Source organism: Flavobacterium sp. SP2 (genome assembly GCF_057626655.1).
Genome location: NZ_JBVHBT010000006.1, coordinates 161274 through 175350, shown reverse-complemented (window position 1 = coordinate 175350; position 14077 = coordinate 161274). Strand labels below are relative to the sequence as shown.

At 35.4% G+C, this 14077-nt stretch carries 18 protein-coding genes; 13 read left to right on the top strand and 5 right to left on the bottom strand.

Annotated elements, in window-relative coordinates:
* Positions 1-51: 51 nt before the first annotated feature.
* From ACZ098_RS13360 to ACZ098_RS13345, 4 genes are all read right to left on the bottom strand, one after another.
* Positions 52-912: a hypothetical protein gene (locus ACZ098_RS13360; RefSeq protein WP_487312255.1), complete on the bottom strand. Its 861-nt coding sequence runs from the start codon at positions 910-912 to the stop codon at positions 52-54.
* Between the two features lie 109 nt (positions 913-1021).
* Positions 1022-1948, bottom strand: coding sequence for a hypothetical protein (locus tag ACZ098_RS13355; protein ID WP_487312254.1), 927 nt, complete (start codon positions 1946-1948; stop codon positions 1022-1024).
* A gap of 26 nt (positions 1949-1974) precedes the next feature.
* Positions 1975-2220 carry a hypothetical protein gene (locus ACZ098_RS13350; RefSeq protein ID WP_487312253.1) on the bottom strand — a complete coding sequence of 82 codons (246 nt, stop codon included), beginning with the start codon at positions 2218-2220 and terminating at the stop codon, positions 1975-1977.
* A complete protein-coding gene (locus ACZ098_RS13345) occupies positions 2220-4556 on the bottom strand; it encodes a T9SS type A sorting domain-containing protein (protein WP_487312252.1) in 2337 nt (778 codons plus the stop codon). Before ACZ098_RS13345 ends, ACZ098_RS13350 begins: the two co-directional genes overlap by 1 nt.
* A 491-nt stretch (positions 4557-5047) precedes the next feature.
* Here ACZ098_RS13345 and ACZ098_RS13340 point away from each other — a divergent pair, with 491 nt between their 5' ends.
* The 12 genes from ACZ098_RS13340 (at position 5048) to ACZ098_RS13285 (ending at position 13182) form a co-directional block, all read left to right on the top strand.
* Complete coding sequence (locus tag ACZ098_RS13340; protein ID WP_487312251.1) at positions 5048-6256, top strand: response regulator transcription factor; 1209 nt, start codon at positions 5048-5050, stop codon at positions 6254-6256.
* A gap of 137 nt (positions 6257-6393) precedes the next feature.
* Positions 6394-7110, top strand: a complete 717-nt coding sequence (locus ACZ098_RS13335) for a pirin family protein (protein ID WP_487312250.1) — start codon at positions 6394-6396, stop codon at positions 7108-7110.
* Positions 7111-7214: 104 nt separating this feature from the next.
* Positions 7215-7496, top strand: a complete 282-nt coding sequence (locus ACZ098_RS13330; protein ID WP_487312249.1) for a GNAT family N-acetyltransferase — start codon at positions 7215-7217, stop codon at positions 7494-7496.
* Positions 7497-7512: 16 nt separating this feature from the next.
* Positions 7513-7920 (top strand): OsmC family protein, encoded by a 408-nt coding sequence (locus ACZ098_RS13325; RefSeq protein WP_487312248.1) that lies wholly within the window; start codon positions 7513-7515, stop codon positions 7918-7920.
* A 2-nt stretch (positions 7921-7922) separates the two neighbouring features.
* Complete coding sequence (locus ACZ098_RS13320) at positions 7923-8150, top strand: (4Fe-4S)-binding protein (protein ID WP_487312247.1); 228 nt, start codon at positions 7923-7925, stop codon at positions 8148-8150.
* A 1-nt stretch (position 8151) separates the two neighbouring features.
* The gene (locus tag ACZ098_RS13315) at positions 8152-8562 is read left to right on the top strand and encodes an AtaL-like protein (protein WP_487312246.1); all 411 of its coding nucleotides are present in this window, start codon (positions 8152-8154) and stop codon (positions 8560-8562) included.
* A complete protein-coding gene (locus tag ACZ098_RS13310) occupies positions 8559-8768 on the top strand; it encodes a hypothetical protein (RefSeq protein WP_487312245.1) in 210 nt (69 codons plus the stop codon). The genes ACZ098_RS13315 and ACZ098_RS13310 overlap by 4 nt, the downstream gene beginning before the upstream one ends.
* Before the next feature lies 1 nt (position 8769).
* A complete protein-coding gene (locus ACZ098_RS13305) occupies positions 8770-9300 on the top strand; it encodes an NADPH-dependent FMN reductase (RefSeq protein WP_487312244.1) in 531 nt (176 codons plus the stop codon).
* Between the two features lie 52 nt (positions 9301-9352).
* Positions 9353-10024 carry a response regulator transcription factor gene (locus ACZ098_RS13300; RefSeq protein ID WP_487312243.1) on the top strand — a complete coding sequence of 224 codons (672 nt, stop codon included), beginning with the start codon at positions 9353-9355 and terminating at the stop codon, positions 10022-10024.
* A 2-nt stretch (positions 10025-10026) separates the two neighbouring features.
* The gene (locus tag ACZ098_RS13295; RefSeq protein WP_487312242.1) at positions 10027-11403 is read left to right on the top strand and encodes a HAMP domain-containing sensor histidine kinase; all 1377 of its coding nucleotides are present in this window, start codon (positions 10027-10029) and stop codon (positions 11401-11403) included.
* A gap of 83 nt (positions 11404-11486) precedes the next feature.
* Positions 11487-12215: a hypothetical protein gene (locus tag ACZ098_RS13290; RefSeq protein ID WP_487312241.1), complete on the top strand. Its 729-nt coding sequence runs from the start codon at positions 11487-11489 to the stop codon at positions 12213-12215.
* Between the two features lie 22 nt (positions 12216-12237).
* A complete protein-coding gene (locus tag ACZ098_RS13285; protein ID WP_487312240.1) occupies positions 12238-13182 on the top strand; it encodes a bestrophin family protein in 945 nt (314 codons plus the stop codon).
* Positions 13183-13269: 87 nt separating this feature from the next.
* On the opposite strand, the gene ACZ098_RS13280 is transcribed toward ACZ098_RS13285, so the two are convergent.
* Positions 13270-13392 (bottom strand): hypothetical protein, encoded by a 123-nt coding sequence (locus tag ACZ098_RS13280; protein WP_487312239.1) that lies wholly within the window; start codon positions 13390-13392, stop codon positions 13270-13272.
* Positions 13393-13490: 98 nt separating this feature from the next.
* On the opposite strand from ACZ098_RS13280, the gene ACZ098_RS13275 reads away from it, so the two are divergent.
* The gene (locus ACZ098_RS13275) at positions 13491-14018 is read left to right on the top strand and encodes a YceI family protein (RefSeq protein ID WP_487312238.1); all 528 of its coding nucleotides are present in this window, start codon (positions 13491-13493) and stop codon (positions 14016-14018) included.
* Positions 14019-14077 lie beyond the last annotated feature (59 nt).

Below are 14077 nucleotides of genomic sequence, written 5' to 3'. Positions count from 1 at the left end.
CTTATTTTTATAAGATAAGTAGGCACTCGTTACTAACGAGCGCCAGTGGGATTACTTAATTCTCACTATATTCAAATAAGTACTACCATTATTACTTGTATTAGCTGCCACTGTATTACTAGCACTAAAACCATAAAAGTTTAATGTATTACCAGCCGATAAATAAAGTACAGTGCTTATTGTATTATTATTTTTTAAATGTACGTGATTAGTTGTAGAAGTGTAATTTGAGCGATATAAAATTGCACTAGTCATAGTGCCTCCTATGGCGTTATTTAAATCCATATAAAAAGGTATTCCAATATTGCTTGAACTTACACCATCGGTTGTAGTTCCAACAATTTGTGCATTTATTTGATACCATCCCGCACCAGTAGCACCAACAGTAAATGTATTCCCGTTCCATGTATTCCCACCTGTGAGCGTTGTATTTGATGATGTGCCAGAAAAAGTAATTTGATTTGCCGAAGTTCCATTTCCTAAACTTGTGATAGATTGAGTAGTATTGTTTCTAATATCCAATTCAATACTAGGATAAGCACTCGACGCACTTGGCGTAACCCATTGTGTATTGAAATTTGTGCCATTAATTTTAGAAAGGACTTGACCTGTAGTTCCACCAACTGGTACGCCTTGACCGTTCGTGCCGTTTAATGTTGCCCAAGCACTACCATTATAAAAATAAAACCCAGCAGGAGCATCGGTTTGATACACCATCAATCCTGTTGCAGGCGAGGCAATTAAACCTCTTTGTGATGCAGTCATTCTAGGTACTAAAACACCTTGGTTGGTACTTTTTAAATCCAATAGTGCCGAGTTATCGGCTGCGCTACCATCGGTGTTGATGGCTACAGATTGTGCCGTTGCGTTTAATGCGAAAAGGCTTACTGCTATAAATAGTAATTTTTTCATTGGTTTATTGTTGATGTTAAATAGTGCGTAAAATCACAAGACTTTTTGATTATAGGCACTGCGTTCAATGCCGAGCCTATACTTTTGAGTATTTTTATACGATTGGGAATTATAACTTAATAATTGTAATATTTGAGCCTGCAACTGTTGAAGTAGGCTGTGCAGCTGTTGAGCTATTAGCACTTACGGCCACAATTCTGAATGTATCGCCTGCCGCAAATTGAACAACTTTATTCAAAGATCCCTGTCCTCTAATTCCGGTTGGCAATACGTTATGTAAAGTAGCATAATCACCATAATACAGATCTCCACTAGTAGACCCATAAGCTGCATTATTTTTAATCAAAGTTAAGTAAGGTGGAACCGTACTACTTGCTGGAGTTGCGTCATTACATAATAGTTTTACTTGGATAAGATAGGTGCCAGCACCTGTAGTTCCAACAGTAAATATTCCAGTGGTGGTGTTGTAAGAACCTAAATTTGGCGCATTCAGTACATTATTAAACACAATAGTTGTTGGAGTTGATGACGTTGCAACAGGTAAAGTTTCAGAAGATCCTCCTACTTTATTAGCAAATAATTGAACTGTTGCACCACTTCCTCCTATGTTAGGTGTAACCCATTGCGTATTAAAATCAGTTGCATTAATTTTAGAAAGTATTTGTCCAGTTGTTCCACCAGTAGGTACTCCTTGTCCGTTGTTACCCGCTGGTCCTTGTGGTCCTTGAACACCTGCAGGACCTTGAACTCCTTGCGGACCTGTTGCACCATTCAAACTGGTCCACGCCGTTCCATTATAAAAATAAAACCCAGCAGGAGCATCGGTTTGATACACCATCAATCCTGTTGCAGGCGAGGCAATTAAACCTCTTTGTGATGCAGTCATTCTAGGTACTAAAACACCTTGGTTGGTACTTTTTAAATCCAATAGTGCCGAATTGTCGGCTGCGCTACCATCGGTGTTGATGGCTACAGATTGTGCCGTTGCGTTTAATGCGAAAAGGCTTATTGCTAGTGCTAAAAATATGTTTTTCATCTTTTGTATTTGTATTGATTTTTGAATTACTGGTTTAAGTTGTTTTCTAGATTTCTGTTGGCTCTGATTTGCTTTTGCAAAAGATACAAGCCAATTCCGATCGCCGTTATGAGTAAGGGAATGATGAAATCGTCTATGGGTGCAGTAGGTACATCTTGCGTATCATCGGCAAACGGATCTTCTTCGTTTGCCCAAGTGGTAGCAACCGGTAAAATGAAAGCTAAAAATAGGTATACTACAAAGCGCTGTGTGGTTGAAACTAGTGTTTTCATTATTGTATGGTTATTTTTTTAGTAATAGTGGTTCCTTGATTGGTTATTTGTACTAAGTACATGCCTTGTGCCAAAACTGAAGTTGGGTTGATTGCAAGGGTATTTTGTGCATCTTGAGAAGTAGTATAGACTTCTTGGCCCAGTGTATTGATTAGGGCTACGTTTACTCTTCCTGAGAAATACGATGGTAATGCAATGTTGAATTGATTGCTTGCCACAGGATTAGGATACAACACCACGTGTGCCGCATTGAATGTTGGGTTACTTAACAACGCATTTTGGAACACAATTTTAAAACGATTGCTTGCATACGAAGCCGCATCGGTAGTAGTAGTGAAGGTTACGTTGGTTGGTGTATCTAAGGCCAATGGCGTATATTGACTTAAATAAGTATCCCATAAAAATGGAGTAGTAGTAGGGTCGAAATTGCTGAACTGCGGACGAAACGTGTAGCTTTTGCTAGCTTGAAATTCTTGTAATTGAACAGCAAGTTCGTCGGTTGCAACAACCGTAGGTCTTGCATCGATAGCTAATGACGTAGCACTGTTTAAGAACGAAAGATTTTCGATTCCGGTACTTAGTTTTTCTACATCGCCAGTTTCTAATTGATTTGTAAATTCGCTTCCAAATACTGCTACAGCTGCATCAATTGGGTTGGTGTTTAGCGCCATTTCATTGGTTTCAAATACTTGAAGGTCTAAACGTGCCAAAGTCGTTTCTGAAGTTCTAAAAAAGGTTGGGTTTACATTGGTACCCAATTTATCGGTTTCGTTAAAAGTTATGCTACCAGCAGTTCCTAAGGTAGTGTTTTTTACAAAAAAAGCTTGTCCTGGCTGAATGAATTGGTTTACTGCTGAAGCCATATTGTTAGAACCTGTTGCAGTACTGAACACTACATATCTACCTCTTTGCGCTGCAGTTCCCATGTTGGCATCCCAAGCATAATACGCATCGGTAAGTCCAGATTTAGTTAAGGTATTCCAGTTTACAGTATTCACATACGGATTTCCGATAAGGCTATAGCCGTTAGTTGTCGTATTGGTAGTATTGTTCATGGCAGGATTCGAGCTAGTGGTAAGGGCAACAGTACCTGTAGCTACTGTTCCAGTTGCTGTAAGTGTGATTGGGTTGTTCATATTGGCTACTGATGCCGCATTGATGTTTACGTTACGGTCGCCACGAACAAGCAAACGGTATCCTTTGGTAGCTTCTAAATTCGTTGCATTGGTTGTTGCGATAGGTGTCCAACCTGTTCCAGTAGCTTGCTGGTTGTTGTAGGTAAATAATGATGGATTACCTGTTCCAGTAGCATCAAATCCGTTGGCACCTGTTGTTGAACCGGTAATGTGCGTTGCCAATTGCCAGTTGTTGCTGATGAAATTATCGGTTGTAACGCTTGGTGTTACAAAACGAAATGCTCTTTTTCCTTGCGGGATGTAACGTTGCACGGTAACTTTACCAGTAATGCTGCTTCCCACTGCAACCGGAGCGATTACTGCTGAACTCGTAGCGTTAGAAAGTAAGGTTAGGTTGTTGTTGGCATTCAAACTTCCGTTGCTCACATCAAGACTTCCAGCTACATTGATGCGGTTGTTGAGTAAACTTGTGCCAGTATGTTGTATTTTAAGGTTTCTTGTGCTGGTAGTTCCAGAACCTGCAAAAGTTACAGGTGCTGAAAAAGCAAGCGAACCAGCATTGTTGGTAATTGTACCGTTATTGGTTAGTGCGCCACCTTTGTAATTGATGGTTACGTTTCCAGAGGTTACAACATTGGCGCCGCTGCCGATTGTGAAGGTATTTTGTGCACCAGCATTCACATTAACAGTCCAACCATGAAAATCGGAAGATGTTTGCGCTACTCCATTATAAAAGGCAGTACCGTTTGTATAAAGATTTGAATTAGATAAGGTTAAAAGATAAAGTGTGCCAAAATTATTGTAAAGCTCCCAACGGTATGTGGTGTTTGCAATTAAATTTATGTTGGAAGTTGTAAAATCAAAAGTTTTAGTAATTCCTGGACCCCATGAATCTGTTGTAGTTTGACCTGCAATTGATCCAGTGGCAAGAACAGTTCCTGTGGCATTTAACAAACGGACTCCAACAGTTATACCTTCACCTGGATTGAATACATCTACACCAGAACCTGCTGTTGGTGTAAAAGATATTGTTCCTAAAGTGCCTGTACAAGAAACTTGAAAAGACTGCCCTGTTGTAGTTAATAAATTGGTTGTCGAAGCAGCTGAAGTAAGCGAAGTATTGCATTGACCTGAAATATTATTATTATGTAATAACATTAAAAGTAGAATAAAACTTGGTAAAAATAATTTTTTCTTCATTAGAATTGGTTTATTAATTTTTAATTGTTCTTTAAAAGGTTTTAGATTTATCAGTAGAGTATATACGTAAAATTTAGTGTTTGGTTTTGTAAATTAGTTGTCTTACGAACATACTTTTTGATGGTTGGTTTATTTAATTTTTAATTGATTTTCTTCTTTTGTGATTTAAAATTTGTCTTACTTCATTTATATTTTTTGTGGTAAGTTTGATGTTGTTTTTGAAGCAGGTATAAATTGCTTCGTCTTTTTTGGGTAATAAGAGTTTTAAAAAATTTAGTACTTGTTCCATTTTAATTTTGTTTAGAGATTGCAAACTTCCAACACTTGTTAAATAAAACCTAACTTATCACGGGTAGTTAACGGGTAGTTTTGATGACTACCCGTCGGGTAGTCTTATTTATATTGCTGTTAATCAGTATTTTAAAAACAATCAAAAAAAACGTTCAATTGAGATATGTTCTTTATATTTGAAAAAAATAAAAATGTCTGCTTTGAAACAATTTCTTTTTTTAGTAGGAATATATTTAATATGCACTTTATCATTTGCTCAAATAACTACTGTTGAGCAATTAGAAAAAGTGGTTACAAAACAAAATGATGCTTTAGAATATGAAGTGTCTATAAAGTTGATTAGTAATTTTATTTCCCATCCTGATCGTACACCCTACGAAAAATATCAAGCGTACCTTTACAAATCGTATACTTATAAGCGTGTTTTTAATTATGAGCAAGTTTTACATAATTTAGACTTAGCATTAAAAGAAGGATTACAAAGCGATAAGAAAGCGGAAGTGGAGAATAGCATTAAAGCTGAAAAAGCCTTTGTTTATTTCGATACCCACGAATATGACCTGGCCAAAAGTTTGATGCAAGAATTGTATGAATCTAAATACCAATACCTTGATTTGGAAACCAAAGCATGGATTGTGATGCAGGAAGGTTATTTACTTTTCTTAGATAAAAAATACCAAGAGGCCGAAAAAAAGTTAGACATTTCTTTGGATTTAGTGCTTAAGAACATGCCTAGAAATGCTCCGAATATTTATGGTAAAAAAATAGAGCTGTACAATGCTATGAAATTATATGCTAAGCGTGATGAAGCTTTACAACTGGGTTTGAACTATGCCAAGCAATACAAAATCATGAAGTATGAAATGTATTTGTACGAAGTGCTTACCAACCAGCACAAATTGAATGACGATTATAAAAACGCATTTGAGTCGCAACAAAAGTATGATTCTTTAAATTTTATATACAATTCGACCAACAACAACGGTAAAATTCAAGCGTTGGAAAAGCAAATTGATGAAGAGAAAAAAGAATTGGAATTAAGAAATGAACGCATTGTTAGGTATTTTTTAATTGGGCTCATTTCGGTATTGGTTTTGTTACTAGTTATATCAGGTCGTTTGTACGTAATCAACAACCAAAAAAGAGTTTTAGTTGAAAAAGAAAACACCAGAATTCATAATGATATTGAGCAACTTACCAAAGCTTTAGATGAAAAAGGGAATAAGCGCTTGGATGTTACGCAGTACAACTTAACCGATAGGCAAAAGGAAATTATAAGTTTAATTCAGGAAGGTAAGTCCAATAAAGAAATCTCTTCGCTTCTTTTTATTTCTGAAAATACCGTAAAGTACCACCTTAAAATTATTTATGAAATATTGGATATTGAACACCGTACCGAAATAAAATAAGAGTCGCTTACAATACCTTTTTCCTTCATAAAAAAACTGCTATTTAATAACCTAGTTTTTTCTTAACCTACATTAAGTGATTTTTCACAGCATCGATTGTAAATTTGTATCATAATAATTACTAAATTTATAATGATATGAAAAATACAGTTTTACACAAAGCCAATACAAGAGGACATGCCGATCACGGTTGGTTGAATGCTTACCACAGTTTCAGTTTTGCAAGTTGGTACAATCCAGAACGCGTACAATTTGGAACACTTCGCGTTTTAAATGACGACACCGTTGCACCAGGAATGGGATTCGGAGAGCATGGTCACGATAATATGGAAATCATCACCATTCCGTTAGAAGGCGATTTGGCTCACAAAGACAGCATGGGAAATGCTGAAACTATTACTACTGGCGAAGTGCAAGTGATGAGTGCCGGAACTGGTATCCGTCATAGTGAGTTCAATCCGAATCACGATAAACGTACCAAGTTATTTCAAATTTGGTTGTTTCCTAGAACGCAAAATGTAACACCACGATACCAACAAATTCAATTGGACCAATCGAAGCAAAAAAATAATTTCGCTCAAATACTTTCTCCTAATGCTGATGATGAAGGCGTTTGGATTCATCAAGATGCTTGGTTTCATTTGGCTTATTTTGAAAGCGGCTTTTCTAAAACATACGAACTTAAAAGACCTGGAAACGGAATGTATGTTTTTGTAATTTCTGGAACGGTAACTGTTGACGGTCAAGAATTAGAAACTCGTGACGGATTGGGAATTACCAATTTTGACACCCTAGATTTTAAAGCGACTTCGGATGCGAAGTTTTTATTGATGGAAATTCCGATGGAACACTAAAAACAAAATTTCAACATTCAAAATCCGATAGTGAATATTCCAAGTTATAATGTTGAATAATCAATTTTGATTAACGAATGTTGAAGTTTTAAAAACATGAAATTATGAACGAAGTACAATTAAAAATCAATGAAAAAAATGGTGTTTTTTTTATTGATGTCGACGGAAAACACGAAGCCATGATGACCTTTGTTTTTGCTGGTGAAGACAAAATTATTATTGATCATACCGAAGTGAAGCCCGGAAATGAAGGTAAAGGTTTTGGTAAGAAAATGGTCGTGCAAGCAATAGAATATGCTCGCGAGAACGGAATCAAAATCATTCCGCTTTGTCCGTTTGCAAAAAGTGTTTTCGATAAAAATCCCGAATTTAGCGACGTTTTGTAATTTAATGTAAAATAAAATGGCCAATCTTTTAGAAAAAGACCTTACCGGAACTATTGGAACTCAAAAATACTTGTGCAAAATTTCATGGCGCAACGGACAATTCCTAATGGACGAACCCGAGAATATTGAAGGAAAAGACCTTGGTCCTGATCCATATTCTACACTTTTGGCGTCGTTGGCAGGTTGTACATTATCAACTTTGCGAATGTACATTGATAGAAAAGGTTGGGATATTCCTGAAATCACTATTGCATTAAACATGTCTCAATCGCTTGCTACAGAATTGGAAACTACCATCTCAAGAACCATTTCTTTTTCTTCAGAAATTAGCGATGAACAAAAAGAGCGCTTACTTCTAATAGCCGAAAAATGTCCGGTTTCTAAAATATTAAAAAGCAAAGTCACTATTAACACCAAACTATAATTATGGAAGCTAACGATTTAACCAAAGAATACAGCAATGGCGAAGTCACTATTGTGTGGAAAAATGCCTTATGCATACACTCGGCAAATTGCGTAAAAAACAACCCCGATGTTTTTAAACCTAAAGAAAAACCGTGGATCACTCCAGAAGGTTCATCTACTGATAAAATAATAGAGACTGTAAAAAAATGTCCTTCGGGCGCGTTGACGTATTTTTTAAATCAACAGTAACATGTCGCAATTTTCAACTGTTGTAAATGCTTCGTTAGAAAAAGTGTGGCACGATTTAATCTTAAAAATCGAGCAACCAGAAAAATTTGTTCCCGGTGTTAGCGATGTCGTAATTATCGAAAAAAGTAACGACTATGTTTTACGACAAATGACCGTGACTGCTGGTGGAACTTCGTCAATTTTGAAAGAAAATATTACTTTTGTTCCGTACAAAGTTCGCTTTTTGCTGTTGGAACATCCTCAATTTGAAGGTTATGTTGACAATGATATTGCTTTCATTTCTGATAACGAAACCGAGTTAACTTTTAGTATTAATTGGACAGACAAAGTTACCAAAGCTGCACACAACAACCTAGAAATGGTGCAAAACGCCGTTTTAAAAACAAAAAAATATATTGAAGAAACCCCATGAAACCACCTAAATGGAAATTTGCTTTAATGGTTTGGATTGCAATTTATCCTTCGATTACTTTAGTATCTTACATGATAGGAGATTTGCTTAAAAACTTACCGTTAGCAATTCGCACACTAATTATGACTGGAATTTTAGTTCCGTTAATGGTATTTATATTGTTACCTTTACTTTCGAAAATTTTAAAAAACTGGTTATACAAATAATATGACAAAACAATTACTAGCATTTGGAGCATCGTCAAGCAAAACATCTATCAATAAAAAATTGGCTGGTTACGCTGCGAGTTTATTTGAAAATACAACAACCACTCTTTTGGATTTGAACGATTATGAAATGCCAATTTATTCAATCGATAAAGAAAAAGAACAAGGCATTCCGCAATTGGCACATGATTTTTATGCTAAAATAGGTGCGAGTGATTTAGTTGTAATTTCTTTTGCCGAACACAACGGTGCGTATTCGTCAGCATTCAAAAATATTTTAGATTGGATGTCGCGCATTAACGGTAAAACGTTTCAAGAAAAACCTGTTTTACTGTTAGCCACTTCTCCTGGCGCTCGTGGCGGAAGTTCGGTTTTAGAAATGGCCAATAAGCGTTTTCCTTTTCAAGGCGCTGTGGTAAAAGGTAGTTTTTCGTTGCCTAGTTTCAATGATAATTTTGATGCTGAATTAGGAATAACCAACGAAGATTTGAAAAAAGAATTGCAGAAACTCGTTGATTCTATTGATTTTTAATTAGTATAATTTTAAGAAATCAATTCTTATATTTGTTTATATTCAAGTAGTTATGAAGTTATTAATTGTAGAAGATGAGCCCAACTTGTGCGCCATCATCCGTAAAGGATTTTCAGAGAACAACCACGATGTGAGTGTGGCTCTTGATGGTACAACTGCCTTGGATTTGATTGCTAATTTTACTTTTGACGTCATTGTTCTTGATGTCATGTTGCCCGATTTTAATGGTGTTGAAATTTGCCGACGTTTGCGCGCTGCCAAGAATTTTGTTCCTATATTACTTTTAACGGCATTAGCCAGTTCAGAAAATATCGTAAACGGATTGAATGCTGGTGCCGATGATTACCTTACCAAGCCGTTCAAATTTTTAGAACTTGATGCACGTGTCAACGCATTGTACAGAAGGTCAAATCAGGCAATAACGCAGTCTTTAATTACCATTGGCGATTTAGAAATCAACGAAAGTTCTAAAACGGTAAAAAGAGAAAATATCACAATCGAACTCACTTCTAAAGAATTTAAATTACTCCATTATTTGGCTACCAATAAAGGCGTTGTATTGTCGAGGGAAAAAATATTAGATAACGTTTGGGATATTAATTTTGATATGAATACCAACGTTATCGATGTGTATGTTAACTATTTGCGAAGAAAAATTGACAAACCATTTAAAACCAAACTCATTCATACTCTTAAAGGACTTGGGTATGTGTTAAAGTCGTAGTTATGCCAATAAGAAAACGAATTACCCGAACTTATGTTGCGCTATCGAGTTTCAGTACCTTGTTATTGAGTTTGGTAATTTTGTTTTTGTTTAAAAACAACAACGAGTATTATTTCTTAAAGCGTTTGCATGACAGAGCCAAAATTGCAGCTGCTATTCACACGCAATACGATCCTATTAAAACTAAATATTTCAAAGAATTTAGGAAAGACGGATTGGTAGAAATGATTAATGAAAACGAATATTTCATTCCCATATCTGCTCAAAATACTTTTGTATTCAATCCAGCAATTGATGTTCCTGCCAGTTTTTATGCTGAGGTTATAAAAAATAACGACAGCTGGATTGAAAATGATAGTCAATACCATTACGGTCAAGTTTTTGAAAACAATGGTAAAAAATTTATGGTAATTGTTACTGCAAGAGACCGTCGAGGTAATACGAGTACGATTTATATTATTCAGATTTTAATTTTTGGAGGAATAGCTTTCGTTATTTTAGCCTACTTTTTGGGTCGTTATTTTGCCAAAAGAGTGTTGAATCCAGTTTCAAGAATTACCAGTGAGGTAAAACGCATTAGTGCTTCTAACTTGCACAACCGACTTCAAAATAGTAACGTTGATGATGAGATTGCCGATCTTACTAACACCTTCAACGATATGTTGGATCGTTTAGAAACCTCGTTCGAAATTCAGTCCAATTTTATAAACAATGCTTCGCACGAACTTAAAACACCTATTACTACAATTATTGCTGAAGCAGAAATTATGCTATTAAAAGAGCGTGACAAAACAGAATACATTGCCTCTTTAGAAAATATTTATAGTCAAGCTAACCGACTGGGTATTTTAACCGAAAGCTTGTTGAAACTGACTCAAACCGGTTATGATGGGAAAAAGCAGTTGCTGGATGTAGTGCGTATAGATGAACTATTGATGGATGTAAAATCGGATTTAAATAAAATTTTTCCAGAAAATCGAGTTACCTTAAAACTCAATACATTGCCCGAAGACGAAACATTGCTGTTGTTGCCTTGTAATAAATCGTTGTTGGAGTTATCCATCAATAATATTATTACGAATGGGGTTAAATATTCTAATAACGAGGAAGTTTTTGTTTCTTTGCAAGCCGATCAGCATGGTATAAAAATTGCAATTTCCGATTTGGGAATAGGCATTCCGCCCGAAGATATTCCGCATTTGTACGAACCTTTTTTTAGAGGAAAAGAAGCATCTAAATTTAAAGGTTACGGACTCGGATTGCCTTTGGCCATGAAAATTATCCGAATGCACAGCGGTGAACTTCACATTCAATCGGAACCCAAAAAAGGGACAATTGTAAATATTACGTTTAAAAAAGCCAATATTAAAAAACTCTAATGTAAATCTTAGAATTTTCTAATGTTAGATTAATTTTACTCTAATGTAGTAATCCTTATTTTGTATGTATAAAAAAAATACATATGAAAACTTTATTAATTCCAACGACTTTTCAAAACGATACTTTAGAAGCAGTAAAATCAGGTATTCATTATGCTAATGGAGAAGCATGTACCATGGTTGTAATGCAAGTTTCGGAAGTGCAAGATACTTTTAGTGCATCCAGTTTGTTACGCGATTTGGACACCACTTGGACTGATGCGCAAGAAGCAGTTTTAGATGAATGTCGCGAGCTTATTGCAGCTCATGCCAATTGTAAACTTAAAATTCATCACCAGTTTGGAGTGAGCTCACCTTTAATCAAAAATTTGCTTGATTTTCATGCAATTGAATTAATCATTCTGCCACAATCATTCAATAACTCGTCTTTAAAAATTCATCAGTATTGCAGTCAGGTTTTAGCCAATTATAAAACTCCAATTTTGCATGTTAGTTCTACTACTGAAGATGTTCAATTTGCTAATGCTATTTATTTAGAGCATGAAAAATCCAACTTTCCGTTAGCCAATGTGCAGCAGTTGGTTCAAAAACAATTTTCATTAAAAATTGTCAGTCAGGCTAAAATTTCATCAGAAGAAACTAGTGAGCAACTTATACCTATAGTTTCGGAAGCCATAGCCAAAAACGATATTGATATTATTATTGAAACCCGAAAGGCTGAAAAAATAAGAAGAAACAAGTCTAAAAAACAAACGGTAGAAGATGTTTTGGGTTTGCCAGTTTTATCTATTTATGAGGAAGCCTATTCTTAATTCACTAGAAAAATAAAAAAATATGCTATTAAAAAAGAAAATACCCATGCGCTATGTGCTTGGAAAAATCAAAGTCGAATTGCTTTTGGCTTTGTTGTACACGGTGACTTTTGAAATTATTCATCATTATTTCATCACCATATCACTTAGTATTCCAATTGCAATTCCAACTATGATTGGAACCATAATTTCGTTGCTTTTAGCTTTCAAATCCAATCAAGCATATGATAGATGGTGGGAAGCACGAATTATTTGGGGTGCTATTGTAAACGATTCTCGAACCTTGGTTCGCCAGTTAATTACTTTTTATAAAGATCCCGATTTTTCAGTTGGTGCTAACGATTTTAAAGAAAAGTTTGCTAAAAGACAAATTGCATGGTGCTTTAGCTTAAGTGCTTTTTTACGCGGAAAAGATCCTATTAAACCTATCAAACATTTACTGTCTGAAGACGATTTACGTTTTGTTAAAAAACACAAACACGTCCCAAATGCCTTATTAATTTTACATGCCAAAGATTTAAAAGCTGCCCAACAAAATAAAAAATTATCAGTGTATCAGCAAGTAGAAATCGACAATACGTTGTCTCGTTTGTGTGACGCCATGGGAAAATGTGAACGTATTAAAAACACCATTTTTCCTACTACTTACAGTATGTACACCCGATTTGCTTTGTGTCTTTTCATCTTACTTCTACCTTTCAGTTTGACCGATTTGTTGGGTTGGTTAGAAATTCCGTTAATCACGACCGTTGCTGCAGCCTTTTTCTTAATCGAAAAAATGGCCATACACTTGCAAGATCCATTTGAAAGCCGTCCATCAGACACACCGATGAACGCCATTTCAGAAAACATCGAACGCAACTTAATGCAAATGGTACATGAATACCGCGATGAATTGGAAGAAGAAACGCAGTTGCAAAAAAACAAAGAACTAGTTCCTACTACCAAAAGTTATTACGTACTTTAAATTGCTATGAAAAGAGAAGTGGTATTGTAAAAGATGCCACTTTTTTTATTTTTATAAGAAGCCATTCCAGCTGTACATTGCAAGTTTTTAAAAATCAGCACCATTTTCTACGCCATAAAAGGAGCTTCTTGGGTCGCTCTTTTCTGTCAAGAAAATTTGGCACTTCTTTTCAAAAAGCTTTCCATTACCATCTGGGCTAAACTTTATCATACAACAACCATTTCTTAATCTAGGTTAAGTACTATTTGTTGGCAACCGCTGTAACTTTGTATCAACAAATACTAATAATAAAAATAACATATACAATTATGGCAACAACTAAATGGACAATCGATCCAACACACTCAGAAGTAGGTTTTAAAGTAAAACACCTAATGTTTACTAATGTATCAGGAAAATTCGAAACTTTTGATGCAACCATCACTACTGAGGAAGACGATTTTACAACAGCTTCAATCGAATTTTCGGCTTCTATCGATTCAATCAATACGGGTAATTCCGACAGAGATGCTCATTTAAAAAGCGCTGACTTTTTTGATGCAGAGCACAATCCGAAACTAACCTTCGTTTCATCGTCATTAACTAAATCTAGCGATGATTATGAATTAGTAGGTGAATTAACAATAAACGGAGTTACTAAATCGGTAAAATTAGAAACTGAAGTAAGCGGATTGTTAAAAGATCCTTGGGGAAATACCAAAGTAGGATTGAACGCTACTGGAAAAATAAACCGTACCGATTTCGGTTTAACTTGGAATTCTGCTTTAGAAACAGGCGGTGTTTTAGTAAGCGAAGAGGTTAAATTGAACATCGAATTACAGTTCGTAAAACAATAATTTAGAATCTTTTTTAATTAAATAAGAAAACCCTGAATTTCGTAATGAAGTTCAGGGTT